At 62.4% G+C, this 14,019-nt stretch carries 14 protein-coding genes; 8 read left to right on the plus strand and 6 right to left on the minus strand.

Going from position 1 to position 14,019, the window contains the following annotated elements; all coding sequences use genetic code 11:
- Position 1: 1 nt before the first annotated feature.
- Entirely contained in the window at positions 2-442 is a 441-nt protein-coding gene (gene glmS / locus C437_RS10095; protein WP_004516847.1) for a methylaspartate mutase subunit S, read from the minus strand.
- Between the two features lie 121 nt (positions 443-563).
- Here glmS and mct point away from each other — a divergent pair, with 121 nt between their 5' ends.
- The 6 genes from mct to C437_RS10120 all read left to right on the plus strand — a co-directional run bounded on the left by mct (position 564) and on the right by C437_RS10120 (position 6,991).
- Entirely contained in the window at positions 564-1,754 is a 1,191-nt protein-coding gene (gene mct, locus C437_RS10100; protein WP_004516848.1) for a succinyl-CoA:mesaconate CoA-transferase, read from the plus strand.
- A 70-nt stretch (positions 1,755-1,824) separates the two neighbouring features.
- Entirely contained in the window at positions 1,825-2,265 is a 441-nt protein-coding gene (locus C437_RS10105) for a TRAM domain-containing protein (protein ID WP_004516849.1), read from the plus strand.
- Positions 2,266-2,465: 200 nt separating this feature from the next.
- Positions 2,466-3,026, plus strand: coding sequence for a TATA-box-binding protein (locus tag C437_RS10110; protein WP_004516850.1), 561 nt, complete (start codon positions 2,466-2,468; stop codon positions 3,024-3,026).
- 140 nt (positions 3,027-3,166) lie between these two features.
- Positions 3,167-5,614 (plus strand): ATP-dependent DNA helicase, encoded by a 2,448-nt coding sequence (locus tag C437_RS10115; protein WP_004516851.1) that lies wholly within the window; start codon positions 3,167-3,169, stop codon positions 5,612-5,614.
- A 75-nt stretch (positions 5,615-5,689) separates the two neighbouring features.
- Positions 5,690-5,851 carry a DUF7563 family protein gene (locus C437_RS20625; protein ID WP_004516852.1) on the plus strand — a complete coding sequence of 54 codons (162 nt, stop codon included), beginning with the start codon at positions 5,690-5,692 and terminating at the stop codon, positions 5,849-5,851.
- Positions 5,852-5,902: 51 nt separating this feature from the next.
- The gene (locus C437_RS10120; RefSeq protein ID WP_004516853.1) at positions 5,903-6,991 is read left to right on the plus strand and encodes an ArsA family ATPase; all 1,089 of its coding nucleotides are present in this window, start codon (positions 5,903-5,905) and stop codon (positions 6,989-6,991) included.
- A 19-nt stretch (positions 6,992-7,010) separates the two neighbouring features.
- Here the strand turns inward: C437_RS10120 and C437_RS10125 are convergent, their stop codons facing one another.
- The 4 genes from C437_RS10125 to C437_RS10140 all read right to left on the minus strand — a co-directional run bounded on the left by C437_RS10125 (position 7,011) and on the right by C437_RS10140 (position 10,716).
- On the minus strand, positions 7,011-7,835 hold the full coding sequence (locus C437_RS10125; RefSeq protein ID WP_004516854.1) for an SDR family oxidoreductase: 825 nt from the start codon (positions 7,833-7,835) through the stop codon (positions 7,011-7,013).
- Positions 7,836-7,877: 42 nt separating this feature from the next.
- Entirely contained in the window at positions 7,878-8,696 is an 819-nt protein-coding gene (locus tag C437_RS10130) for an endonuclease V (RefSeq protein WP_004516855.1), read from the minus strand.
- Positions 8,697-8,698: 2 nt separating this feature from the next.
- Positions 8,699-9,640, minus strand: coding sequence for a rhomboid family intramembrane serine protease (locus C437_RS10135; protein WP_004516856.1), 942 nt, complete (start codon positions 9,638-9,640; stop codon positions 8,699-8,701).
- A 131-nt stretch (positions 9,641-9,771) separates the two neighbouring features.
- Positions 9,772-10,716 carry a response regulator gene (locus tag C437_RS10140; RefSeq protein ID WP_004516857.1) on the minus strand — a complete coding sequence of 315 codons (945 nt, stop codon included), beginning with the start codon at positions 10,714-10,716 and terminating at the stop codon, positions 9,772-9,774.
- A 408-nt stretch (positions 10,717-11,124) separates the two neighbouring features.
- Between C437_RS10140 and C437_RS21280 the strand changes: the two genes are divergently transcribed.
- Positions 11,125-11,259, plus strand: coding sequence for a DUF7503 family protein (locus C437_RS21280; RefSeq protein WP_449271426.1), 135 nt, complete (start codon positions 11,125-11,127; stop codon positions 11,257-11,259).
- A 78-nt stretch (positions 11,260-11,337) separates the two neighbouring features.
- Here C437_RS21280 and C437_RS10145 read toward each other — a convergent pair whose 3' ends face one another.
- Positions 11,338-13,422, minus strand: a complete 2,085-nt coding sequence (locus tag C437_RS10145; RefSeq protein WP_004516858.1) for a caspase family protein — start codon at positions 13,420-13,422, stop codon at positions 11,338-11,340.
- A 144-nt stretch (positions 13,423-13,566) separates the two neighbouring features.
- Here C437_RS10145 and C437_RS10150 point away from each other — a divergent pair, with 144 nt between their 5' ends.
- On the plus strand, positions 13,567-14,019 hold the full coding sequence (locus tag C437_RS10150; protein WP_004516859.1) for a DUF5788 family protein: 453 nt from the start codon (positions 13,567-13,569) through the stop codon (positions 14,017-14,019).

Below are 14,019 nucleotides of genomic sequence, written 5' to 3' on the forward strand. Positions count from 1 at the left end.
GTCACCCGTCAACCCTGATCTGCTCCGCCTCTGTTGTCGTCAGTTGCAGGTCTTCGCGGAGCATCTCGATGGCCTCTTCCGGGTCTGTCTCCGCGTCGAAGACCCGGTCGAAGCCCATCTGCCGGAAGGTTGCCTGCGTCTCCTCGAAGTCGGACTGGCCGACGGCGAGGTTCCCACCGACGTAAGTGAGCACGTCGAGCCCAGCGTCGTCGAGCTCGTCGTGAAGCCCCTCGCAGTCCTGACGGGCGTGCCCGTACAGCGAGGATACGAGTACTGCCTCGGCGTCGTGAGATTTCGCGGCGGAGACGAACTCGTCCTGTGACGTCTGGACGCCGAGGTTGATGACCTCGAAGCCAGCGGCCGAGAGCGCCTGCTCTAGAATCGTGATGCCGACGACGTGCGCGTCGGAGCCAATCACGCCGAGGATAACGGTCCGGGGCATGTACTACCCCGTCATCGGCGGGTAGTGATAAACCTAATGGTCTTTCATGATAATATGGCCTTAAGGAATTTATAACGGACGTTCAAGAAGGTTTATGCGGCCGCCCCGTCGTGATTTTCCCATGGGTGCGCTTGACGACTTGCGTGTGCTTGACCTGACACAGGTCCTCGCCGGACCGTACTGTACGATGTTGCTCGCTGACATGGGCGCGGACGTGGTAAAGGTCGAACGCCCCGGCGGCGACCTCATCAGGTCGAACCCGCCGTTCGTGAGCGACAGCGACGAGGAAGCCTACGGCGGGTATTTCCAGAGTGTCAACCGCGGGAAACGCTCGCTCGAACTCGATCTGGGGACCGATGAGGACCGTGAGGCGTTCCTCTCGCTCGTCGAGCGCGCAGACGTGGTGGTAGAGAACTTCAAGGCCGGCACGATGGAGAAGTTCGACTGCGGCTACGAGACGCTTCGGGAACGCAACCCGGACCTCATCTACTCCTCCATCCGTGGCTTTGGCGACCCGCGAACGGGTGAGACCCACCGGCAGGGCCAGCCCTCGTTCGACCTCATCGCGCAGGCGCTTGGCGGCGTCATGGAAATCACCGGCCAGTCGGATGGTCCGCCAACGAAGGTCGGCCCGGGCGTCGGCGACCTCTTTACCGCCGTGTTGAACGCCGTCGGTATCCTCGCGGCCGTGCATCACCGCGAGCGAACGGGCGAGGGGCAGTACGTCGATACGGCGATGTACGACTCGATGGTGTCGCTGTGCGAGCGGACGGTGTATCAGTACTCCTGTGACGGCGAGTCGCCGACCCGGCAGGGGAACTCCCATCCGACGCTGTTCCCGTATGACTCCTTCGAGGCCGCCGACGGCCACGTCGTCATTGCGGCGTTCTCCGACGGCCACTGGGAGGCGCTATGTGAGGCGATGGAGCGCCCGGACCTCGCTGCGGACTACCCCGACGCCGGCAGCCGGATCGCGAACCGCGAGTCTCTGCGCCGCGAGATCGCCGATTGGACCGCGACCATCGACTCTGAGACGCTCCTCGATCTGCTCGAAGGACGCGTGCCGGCCGCCCCCGTCCAGAACACCGCCGACATCTTCGAGGACCCCCACATCCACGACCGGGAGATGCTCGCCGAGGTGGACCAGCCGGGCGCAGACGACCGGATGACCATCGCCGGGAGTCCAATAAAGATGACCGAGACGATGCCCTCTCCCGGTGGTCGCGCGCCGTTGCTAGACGAGCACAGGGCGGAACTGCTCGATGAGGCTGGGGTCGGGACAGAGACTAATCGCGTCGAAGGCGACGACTAATCGGCAACTGCCGGCAATTTTCACCACATCAGGGCAGGACCATTATCTATCATGAGCCGTAGAATAGGCTATGGTCGAAGTTCCAGATGCGCTCAGTACATTGTTCAGTGCCCAGATAGAAACGGACGGGGACCGATATGTCGTCGAAATCCCGAAAAGTGAAGTATCCCACGGCGCAGTTTCGCCGGGCGAGACCTATCGTGTCGGCCTGCTTTCGCAGGTCGACGCCGGCTCGTCGACGGCAGCCCCGACCCAGGCGCCCAAGCAGGATACCGATCCGGGTCGAGTCGACACCGGCGTCCCGCAACCGCCAGTCGACGAGGGCGAAATCCGAAACGTGACCATCGAATCGCTCGGCGATCAGGGCGACGGCATCGCCAAGGTCGAACGCGGGTACGTCGTCATCGTTCCCGACGGCGAACCGGGCGACTCACCGACTGTCGAAATCGAGACTGTACAGGAAAACGTCGCGTTTGCGAGCGTCGTCGATAACGACGGCCGGACCGTATAACGGCGCAGGGTCCTCTTTACTGGCCCCAGTGACCACCAGGCCAGCCCCGAGTGTTGGAACAAACAGTCACAGCAGGGGCGCTCAACCGACAGACTCCTACTTGAATGGAATCTGTCGGACGTGGTAGAGGTCGAAGAACGACTAGTAATCACAGCATCACAAACGTTTATATGATTTAAATCCGGTATTTAAAACACTATATGGTCGACCCAAAAGAGAGCATTGACATCGAAAATGTCGTTGCTTCGACCGGAATCGGACAAGAACTCGACCTTGAGAGCGTCGCGATGGACCTGGAGGGGGCCGACTACGACCCCGAGCAGTTCCCGGGCCTCGTCTATCGGACACAGGACCCTAAATCCGCCGCGCTCATCTTCCGGTCGGGCAAGATCGTCTGCACGGGTGCGAAATCGACGGACGATGTCCACCAGAGTCTGCGTATCGTCTTCGACAAGCTCCGCGACCTGAACATCCAGGTCGACGACGACCCAGAAATCGTCGTCCAGAACATCGTCAGCTCCGCGGACCTCGGTAGTTCGCTCAACCTCAACGCCATCGCTATCGGTCTCGGGCTGGAAAACATCGAATACGAGCCAGAGCAGTTCCCGGGCCTCGTCTACCGACTCGATGAGCCCGACGTGGTCGCGCTACTGTTCGGTTCGGGGAAGCTCGTTGTCACCGGTGGCAAGCGAAAGGAGGACGCCGAAGAAGCCGTCGACACCATCGTCGAGCGACTCAGCGACCTCGGTCTGCTGGACTAACGGCTCGGTAACAGTGACTGGGCGGCGGTCAGTCACAGCCCGTTTTTCCGTTCACTGCGGTTCCGACGCGATGTACGCTGAGCAACTGCGACGGCGAGGAACCCTGCGGTTCAAATACGAAGCCGACTAACCCCGGTTCAATGGCAGACCCTGCCTCGACGGGCACGGAATCCTGGCGCACGTATTTCGGCTTCGACGAGCCGTACGAGAATCAGGCCGACGCCGTCGAGCGAGCCATCGAGGCGGGCAAGGCCCGCGGCTTTCTTGCGATGGAGGGCCCTTGCGGGACCGGAAAGACGATGGCCGCGCTTACCGCCGGCGCAACGCTCGTCCGCGATACGGACCTGTACGAACGGATGGTCGTCGTCACGCCGGTCAAACAACAGCTCCAGCAGTTCGTCGACGACCTCCGCGCGCTCAACGCCGGTATCGAGGAGCCGTTCGATGGTATCTCGCTGGTCGGCAAGCGCGACCTCTGTCCGTACGGCCGCGAGGGTCAGTTCCCGGACGACGTGGGCACGCACGACCGCTGTGAGGAGCTCAGGGAGGCGACGGCGCGGTTAGTCGAGGACGATGGGCGCTCGGACGGCGCGGCCGTCGCGGACGCCGCAATCGCCGGTGAAGCCGACGACGACCAGTGGTGGGACCCGCGAAAGGGACAGGACCTCGCCGCGGCTGCACGCCCCGACGCGGCCGAGCAATCGACCCTCGGCGAGGACACGCTCCAGACAGCCGGTGCGGCCTCACCGTACAGACAGACTCAGCCGACGGCGCCGGAGTCGATGGCGGAAGGGTCGGACCCGCCGCTGTACTGTCCGTTCGAGGCGGACTGGTACGCCCGCAACAAGGGTTCGCCCGTCGACTTTTCCGCCGGGGAGAGGCACGTGGTGACGATGGACGACTATCTCCCGGCGGCGACGGAGCGCGGGACCTGCCCCCACCGGGTGATGAGCGTCATGTTGAACGAAGCCGACGTTATCGTCGGGAACTACAACCACCTGTTCGACCCCGGCTCTCGCCCGCTGCTTTCGGACGTGCTCGACGACCAGACGCTCGTCATCGTCGACGAGGCCCATCGGCTGGAAGAACAGGTTCGGGACCTCCTGTCAGACCGCCTTGGCCGCCAGACCATCGTGCAGGCGCGAAACGACTGTACGACGCTTATCCAGCGCGCCCAGCAGAGCGCGGACCACAAGGCGCAGGTGCGTGAGGTACTGTCCGCCCGGGAAGTCCCGCTGGACGCGGTCGACCAGGCCAGAAAGTTCTACGACGACCTCGTCCGATGGCTCGACGACCGCATCGAGGGGTTCCTCGACGCCGAACACGAAGGGTGGCGCGCGGACCCGTCGACCTTGCCGGAACACGACAGGGAGATTCCGCTGCGGGACCCCGACACGGTCGAGCAGGACGAACTGACCGAGTGGGCCGAGCGCAAGGGCTACGACGGCTCGCTCTGGCGGTCGCTGTCACAGGTCGGGGTCGCCGTCGAGGACGCAATCGACCAGCTTGGGCTGACACGACAGCCGGTGTGTGCCGCCGTCGGCGTGCTGGCCGGGCAGTGGTGGGAGCGCGACCACGCAACGTTCCTCCGGGAGATCGAACTGGAGCACTCGCCGAACCACGGCCAGACCCTCGACGCAGACTACCAGGCCGTCTACACGCCGGGCCTGCTGTGCTACAACTGCATGCCAGCGACGGCCCTGCGGAACGTCTTCGACGACCTCGGGGGCGGTATCCTGATGAGCGCGACCCTAGAGCCACTTGACGTGTTCACCCGCGTGTCGGGGCTGGATTCGATGGCCGAAACGGGGTCGACGGCCCCGGACGAGGGGGCCGGCGACGGGCGGCCGGTCCGCACGACCACGTACGACCTGCCGTTCCCGCCCGAGAATCGAGCATCGTACCTCGTCGACGCGACGCCGTTTACCGCGCGCAACCGCGGCGACCCCGAGACGATGCGGCCACTGGGCGACAACTGGAACCCGACGCGCGACGAGTATGCACAGGCGCTGCGTGCGCTGGCCCGCTCGCCGGGCAATGTCATGGTCGCGATGCCGAACTACCGTGAGGCCCGCTGGGCCGGGGCATACCTGCAGGACGCTGTCGACAAGCCGGTGCTCGTCGACGAATCGTCCAGCAACGAGGAGACCGAACGGCTGAAACGCGAGTTCTTCAGCGGTGACGGGACGGTCATGGTCACGTCGACGCGCGGGACGCTGACCGAGGGGGTCGACTACGACGGCGAAAAGCTGTCCACCTGTGCGGTCGTCGGTATTCCGCTGGTGAACATTGGGTCGCCTCGCGTCCGGGGCGTTCAGCGAGCCTACGGCGACGCCTTTGGCGAGGACAACGCCTTCGAGTACGCCCTGACAGTTCCGGCTGTGCGGCGCGCGCGCCAGGCCATCGGTCGCGTCATCCGCGGCGTCGACGAAGTCGGGGTGCGAGCGCTGGTCGGCCGCCGGTACACGCCGGACGCACGGCATTCAGTGTATCCGTACCTGCCTGTCGACGAGCGCGAGGAGTTCACCCGGATGACACCCGATTTCCTGGCGAGCCAGCTGGATTCGTTCTGGGCCGACCATCAGTAGCGCCGCCTGTTGATTAACCGGAAGATTTCGTGGGCAGCGGAAGGCATATACATCATGGAACGAGTGTACCTATAGATGCCCGAGTGTCAGAACTGCGGTGAGTTCGTAACCGAGCAGTACGTACGGGTTTTTACACCAGAAGCCGTCGAGGGTCACGGTCCTCGGGTCTGTCCGAACTGTGAGGACAAACTCCGTGACGGCGCAGATGTCCGTGAAGCGCGGTCTTCGAGACAGTAGGACAACTCCTTTTCGGGAAGTACTCAAGGCCGGACGAGCGTAGCTTCTGGCATGAGCGAACTCGACGTCGAGGCGGTCGACGACATTGACGCACCCGCGGGAATCGACGCGGCGGAGTACGTCCTCTACGGCGGGAAAGGCGGCGTCGGCAAGACGACGTGTGCCGCAGCCACAGCGCTGGCCTCCGCGCGCGACGACACGGCGACACTCGTTGTCTCCACGGACCCCGCCCACTCGCTGTCGGACACGCTGGAGGCGGATATCCCGGCGACGCCGACACGCATCCGCGAGGATATCCCGCTGTACGCCGCGGAAATCGACCCGGAGGCCGCTGTCGGTGAGGGCCCGCTTGGCGTCGAGGAAGACGCGCTGGGCGGTGTGGGCGAACTACTCGGTGGCGACGGGATGTTCGGCGGGGGCGCAGGCGGTGCGGCGGGTGCAGGCCAGGCTGAGGACCCCATCGGCGGCGAGGAGGGCCTGCTCGGCGGGTCGATGCCCGGAGCCGACGAGGCCGCGGCGCTCCGGCTCCTGCTGGACTACGTCGACGACGACCGCTTCGACCGCGTCGTCATCGACACCGCCCCGACCGGTCACACGCTCCGCTTGCTGGAACTCCCCGAGACGATGGACTCGATGGTCGGGAAGATTCTGCAGCTCCGCGAGCGCTTCTCCGGAATGATGGACAACCTCACCGGGATGTTCGGCGACGACCAGAACGTCAACGCCGAGGCCGGTATCGAGGACCTGCAGGAGCTGTCAGACCGGATCGAGCACCTGCGGTCGATCCTGCAGGACCCACGGAAGACGGACTTCCGCATCGTGATGGTGCCCGAGGAGCTGTCCGTGGTGGAGTCCGAGCGCCTGCTCGCACAACTCGACGAGTTCAACATTCCCGTCAGTACCGTCGTCGTCAACCGCGTGATGCAGGACCCGAGCGAGGTGCTCGGTGAAGACGTAGACATCGCCGGCCCGAACCACGCCGACTGCGAGTTCTGCGCCCGACGCTGGCAGGTCCAGCAGGACGCGCTGGCCCGGTCACAGGACATGTTCCGCGGCCACGACGTGCGCCGCGTCCCGCTGTTCGCCGAGGAAGTGCGCGGCGAGCGATTGCTGTCAGTCGTTGCGGCCTGTCTGGACTGAAATAGGCGGCAGTCGTTGCTTAGCTCGTCAGTTTCCGGATGACACCGAATGCCGCGTCGCGCCACCGCGCCGGCAGGTAGTCGAGCATGAGCAGCAGTTGCGCGCCCTGGCCGACGGGATACCGTGGCTCGGGGTCGCTGGCGTTGGCGGCGTCGCGGATGGTCAGCGCGACCGTGCCGGGGGTGACCGACAGCGCGTCCTGGATGCCGACGAGACTCGAATCCTCGTGGGCCTGATACAGCCAGTCGTACGCGCCGGACTTATCCAGATTGTCGATTTCCTCGTCAGCGCGGTCATCGAAATTGGTCTCGACCGGCCCGGGCTCGATGAGTACCACGTCGATACCGAACTCCTCGACCTCCATCCGGAGCGCGTCGCTGAGCCCCTCCAGAGCGAACTTCGAGGCGGCGTAGCTGCCCTGATTCGGGAACGCGATACGGCCCGCGACGCTTGAGACGTTGACGATGGTCCCGTTCTCGCGAGCCCGCATGTGCGGGAGCGCTTCGCGGATGAGGCGATGCGGACCGTAGAGGTTGACATCGAACTGCTCGTGGAGCGCTGCTGTGGATACGTCCTCGACTGCGCCGAACTGCGGATAGCCGGCGTTGTTCACCAGACAGTCGAGCCGACCCTCTGAATCGATGAGCGCCTCAACGACCCGCTCACACTCCCGCGGATTTGTCACGTCGATTTCGGCAGTCTGACAGCCCTCCTCGCCGAGGTCTTCGATGTCCGATTCCTCGCGGGCGGTCGCCCAGACAGTCCAGTCGTCGGTCAGGAACGCCTCGGCACTCGCCCGTCCGATACCCGAGGACGCCCCCGTAATCAGCACCGTCTTCGCCATGTGTTGGCCAGGAGAACACACCCCGGGAAGTTATACTGTCGGTTATTCGGACGGATCACTGCTGGCGGCCTTCGCCTCGTCGGCGTAGCTGTCGGCCAGCCGGGTCGGCTCGGGGAGCTTGTAGCCGTCGGCGGTGCCTTCGACGAGATCCGCTGCCGTGCTCGCGCTGACGCGGTGGCCGGGGCTGACGATGAGCGGGTTGATGTACCGGTTCGGCGAGTCGTACTGACGCGTCTGGACCGCGTGACCGATGACAGTCCCGTTTGGACACGTCTCGACGCTGTCGTCGGCCGCAATCGGAATCCGCGTGCCTTCCGGGTACGTTTCCTCAAGCGATTGCGCCGGCGTGCCACAGAGGAGGCTCTTGGCGACGCCGACGGCCGGCACGTCCAGCGTGACACCGATGTGTGTCGCCAGGCCGGCTTCCCGGAAGTGGATTCGCCCGCTGCCGTCGACCAGCACCACGTCTGGGTCGGTCTCCAACTCCGCAAAGGCGGCTAAGATTGCACCGCCCTCGCGGAACGATAGCAGGCCGGGAATGTACGGAATTTCGGTTCGTTTGACCGCACTGACCCGCTCGATGACCTCGCCGTTCCGTAGTACGACGATAGCCGAGACGGCCCTGTCGTCGACGAACGCCTGGTCGACGCCGGCGACGAGCGGCGGAGCAGTCGTCCTGTCTCCACCAGTCAAAGTCGTCTGGTCGTCGTCCGGCGTGTCCCCGGCGCGCGCCATCGTGTCGGGTGAAAATCCCAGATCATCGTCGAATCGCGCAGCCTCGGCGATATTGCGTTGCAACGCCTCCATCTCTGTCTGTGAGAGCGATGGATCAGGGACGAACTCGGGGTGAACCGGCTCCATGGTCACGGCCGACGGCGGCCCGGACCGCCGGGACCGCCCGGTCCACCGGGGCCGCCTGGACCGCCGCCACCGCCGAACTGTATCTGGCCGGGCATACGGGCCTTGCCCTTGATTTTCTGGCCGTACCAGAGCCCGATGACGAGCCCGATGAGGTGGGCGAGGTGCGCGATGTTACCGCCGAGCAGGCCGGCCCCCATCGGATTGAGCGACCCGAAGATGCTCAACAGGAAGTAAAAGCCAGTGATCGCCCATATCGGGACGGGAATCAGGAAGTACAGGTACACGCGGAGGTCAGGCTTCAGGACGGTCAGGAACGCCATGATAGCCAGCGCCGCGCCGCTGGCCCCAAGGACGCCGGCGGATGTCCCCTGTACGGTCTGGATGGCAATCTGTCCGAGGCCCGCCAGCGCCCCCGAGACGAGGAAGAAGATCGCGAACTTCTTCGACCCGATCTGTTGCTCGACGAGCCGGCCGAAGAAGTAGATGATAATCCCGTTGCCGAGGATGTGATAGAACCCGAAGGGAGCGTGTGAGAACACCGAGGTGACCCACGTCCAAACGTACTCGGGGTTGTTCGGATGAAGGACGAACAGCGTCTGAAACGCTTCGCTGCCCAGAGAGAGAATGACGACGTGTTCGAGGATGAACACGATGCCCATAATCGCCAGGAACAGGTACGTGACGTTGCCCCGGAAGTACGCCAGCGGCCCGCCGGGCCCGGTGTCGACACCGAGTCGGTCGGCGACGCCGCCGCCAGAGGTCTGGCCGGTGTTTACACTCTCGTCGAACCCGCTGTCGAACACGCCGCCCGGGTCGCTCCAGTTGTCAAGTCCGGGGCAATCGTGGGCCTCGGGCAGTCTGTGTTCCGCACAGTAGGTCCCGCCACAGTGCCCACACTGGTACGGCATGTTCTCCTGCTTTCCACAGGCATCGCACTCCGACATTATCCTATGATAAGAGTGGCCCGTGGAAAGGGATTGTGCTTACAGTGAGCCAGCCACCGGGAGACCGCTATGATACTGCGATGTCTGCGCCGGTAACAACAAAGAACTGCACGCAGCAGTCACACAGCGACCTACCCGTCGGTATCGGGATTGCTTTTAGCGTCTCGAAGCACGCCTATCCACGCCGGGTCGCCATCGTACTCAATCGACCCGCCGGACACCTCGATGGTACGCGTCTCACCGTCGGCCTGTTGCCCCTCGAACTCCGAGTGGAACGTATCGAGCTCGTCTGACTCTGCCGTTCGGAGTGACTCAGGAAGTCTGTCGCCGTCGCCTTCTGCCGTGAGGAGGGACGGGGGTTCGCCGATGAGTTCACTCTGGTCATAGCCGAAAATGTCGGCCAGCTTCTGGTTCACGTAGACAAACGCCCCGTCCTGGATGATGCAGACGCCCGCGAGCTCCTGTTCGACGAGCCGCTGATACCACGAGAGCGCGTTCCAGAACCGCTGTTCGGTTCGGTGTTGCTCGATAGCATTCCCGATTCGGTTGGCGAGGACATCGTACGTATCTGATCGCCCTCCCTTCTGCATATAGTCCGTGACGCCCGACGCAATTGCCTCGCTGGCGATTTCCTCACTGCCCTTGCCAGTGAACAGAATAAACGGAATGTCCTGATACTGCTCGCGGACGAGTTCCAGAAACTCCAGCCCGTCGGTGTTTGGCATATCGTAATCACTGACGATACAGTCGACCTGCTCGTTCCGGAGGACCTCAAGCGCGGCGACGGCGCTGGTCTTGGTCACGACGTTGAACTCGTCGTTGATGCGCTCGAGATACATCTCGACCAGCTCACCTACCTGTGGATCGTCGTCGACGTGTAACACCGTACACTCCTGTGACTGCGCCACTTTCGCCAGCGGAATCGGGACCTCTGTCCGCATCTCGTCGCGTCGGTCCACTGATTCGGTCCGGAGAAGCGGTGTGTGTCGCGTCGCCGCGCGTTGGCTCCCGCTGATGACTGAACTCGACAACTCGACTGTCTTGTCCCCGAGCCGCCATTGCTCCTCAGAAGCCATCTTTTCTCCCTGTGGTGCCGACAAAGCCGCCAGCAGGCATCCATTCGGTCAAATTGGTAGCGATTGCCGTATACATCGACCGCCCTGCGTCCGTCCCCCGGAGCGAACCAGCAGGACATATATATTCTAAACAATTATCGGCTGATTTCCATTTACACATCAATACTAGACCCTGATTATCAATTACATACCTGTCTACTAAACGCTACTGATGGGGGGTATCGCTGGGTACCTCTCGTGTGTACGCACGTCCTGTGCGTGTGCTTCTGCCCACTAAACACACGTTTCCGTCCTTGTGAGCCTTAGTTTCTAGATTTGACGTTTAATTCTATCCTTAATACAATATATTATATGTAGGTACTTTTCAAATAAATTTAATTATCTCCCCACCATCATCGAAATTGTATCATGTCAGATACCACCATGCGCGAATACCTCGCAGAGCACCCGAAAATGGCCGGCGCACTGTTCACCCTCCTGATGTTACTATCTCAGGCTGGGACTGTAGCAGCTGCTAACAGTTCAAGCTATGCCGGTCCGTAGAGGCCACATTAAGTAGAGTCAATCAATAGTTTCGTTTCTCAGCAACGATTCATTTGCCCCCATATATGTTTGTTATTTTTACAATACTTGATCAAGTGATAATGATGTACTCCAATGTAGGCCGTTTTCTGTTCGCACTGGGACTTCCTCCATATTAAGGAATCTCAACAACTCCGACTCAGAAACACTAAATTCTCCGATAGTTCCAGAGCTGAGGTATTGCTTATCAATATTCTCGATATATGGTATAATTAAGCTCCCTAGCCCCCTATTATCTGTAGTATATGTTATCATATTTACAGTATACTCATTCCCTTCCGGTTCGATTTTGAGCACATTTGGTATTCCGCTTTCGGCTTGGGCTACAGTAACACTACCATCACCAACCACAATATACTGCCCCCCGAGGACACTCTCACCGCGTGCGATAGTAAGCGCCGCTCGGAGCGGGAACCCACAGTTCAACAACCGTGCGACCGTCTCACCGATGCGAATCGCGCCGTCGTTTAGCACTTCGTTGAGCGTGACGATGCCAGCAATTGCACCTTTTTCGACGAGCGCCAATCCCTGATTGTAGGAGTTACAGGCGTTCAGCAGGAACGTGTCGATGCCGACCGAATCAACTGTCGTCACGTCGAGCTTGCCGTCGGAGCAGACGAAGCCATCGTGCTCCGTATGGCCGATATAGTGGAAGAACTCAGCGTCGGTCGTGAGTACGGTCCTGAGTTCTGCCGTCGTCAGGTCGTCGTGGACCGTGACATCGAACGGCAGGTCGTCGCGGCTGCCGTACACTTCGTCGACGAGTTGTCGTTCCTCGTCCATTCGGGTGTCGTTCTGGACGACGCGAATCGTGATGTCTTCGGCGTTTGTATCGCGGTCGAGTCGGTGCTCGAACGCCGCTTTGGTCAGCTTACTCGCACCGATGGGGATGCTGTCCCCGATCCAGGCCTGTTCGAGTGAGTCCTCGGCCTGCGGTTCGACGTAGTCCGTCTCGGTTGGGGCGGTGGCGGCGTCGGAACTCGCGGCGCGGGTGATGACGTCGTCCCTGGTGAACTCGGCTTCTGCCTCCGCCGGAACACTCGCCTGTTGGAGCCGTTGCTGCTGGTGTGTCCGGACAATAGCGAGGTCGTCAACGACGTAGGGCAGTTGCTCTGCGTTCGTCGGCACCGGGTCGATGTGCGTCGTCAGCCGCCACTTCGGGATATGGTCCTCGATAACGTCGTACGGGACCTGCAGGTAGGTGGCGACTTGCTCCGCCAGCGGTTGCTGGTACAGCGACTGGAAATCGAGGTCGACATACGGTTCGATAGCCGCTCGCTCGTGCAGGTCGATCTGGTGGAACCCCTCGGTGCGTGTGACACAATCGAGGAAGAACAGACGTTTGAGTGTGCGTCCGACCTCCGACTCGAAGCCGCGTGCGGTGTCGAGCGAGTAAGTAAACCCCGTGTCGGTCGTGAGTCGCGGCGTGGATGCGGGGACGAGCGAGGCACCGAGGTAATACGAAAGCGGTGCGGCGACGAAGACGGACGCGAGGTCGGGCGGTAGTTCGAGCGTGACACCGGTGTCCGGTCTGTCGATATCCGCCGGAATGTCGAGACTGTCACCGACCTCAATCGCCGGCGGATGGCCGCGGAGCGTCGGATAGGAGCGCTCGGGGTCGTAGGCCTTGAGCGCCGATCCGAAGGTCTCGACTGCGGCCATCACGTCTCTCGGGTTCTCGGTCGTCGTAACTGTGGCTGCGGGCCGGTCGTGCTGGGACCGAGCGCCGATGAGCACGTCCGTCGGGGCGTCGAACTCGATGCGGGTCCGGTCCGAGTCGACGGTGACCTCCATCGCGGTGTCCTCGACTCGCATGTACGTCTTGATCTGTGTCAGCGGATCAAGCACGTAGTCATCCGCCGGTAGCGTCTCCGATTCGAACTGGGCAACCTCGGCGGCTATCGCTCCGCCGTCGTCGCGGACGTACACCATGACGACCGTCGGAAGTTCGATAGCGCGGGTGCGCATCCGGACAGCGTCCCCGACCGGATACTGGAACACGTCTGTCGCCGCCTTTTTGCGCCCGATGGGGGCCGGCGTGTGTATCCGATAGCGCTGGCGCTCGATCTGATCAATGACCGCGAGCCCGGGTCGGTCGTCCAGCGGTTCGAACGTTAGAGTCATATAATAAACGAGGGGGGCAGTAGTACTCTCGTACAGTGAGAACGACAGAGACAATCAAAAAGATATCGCCGGCGACGTTCCGCCACAGTCAGGACGGCTTGCTGGGCGAAGCGAGTAAGGGCCACCCGATCTAATACTGGCGTAGTGAAAGAGTTCGAGCGCAAACAGTTGCTGGAGCGCGTCGAACGCGACAGCGCGACCGTCGGCGCGGAGATCCCCGACGAGATCACCGTCCAGGGCGAGGAGATCGAACTCCAGTCGTTCGTCTTCGAGATCAAGCGTCGGGACACGGTTCCGCGGGGCGAGCGCGAGCGCGTCGAGCAGGCGAAAAAGAACCTGCGGCGGGAGCGCCTCCAGCGCAAGCAACGCATCGAGGACAACGAAGTGAGCTACGAGCGCGGCGAGGAGCTGGCCACGGCTATCATCGGCATCGACCGGGCGCTCAACGCGCTCGAACAGCTCGGCGCGGCGGACATCGAACAGGAAGCGCAGGCACAGGAGGCAGCCGACAGGAAGCGCTGGATGAAGTTCCTCCAGAAAGCACTGGGCCACGAGGACGCGGACTCCGGCACGGGTCGTGCCGGGCGGAGCTACTAA

This window comes from Haloarcula vallismortis ATCC 29715, from assembly GCF_000337775.1.
Taxonomy (GTDB): Archaea; Halobacteriota; Halobacteria; order Halobacteriales; family Haloarculaceae; genus Haloarcula; species Haloarcula vallismortis.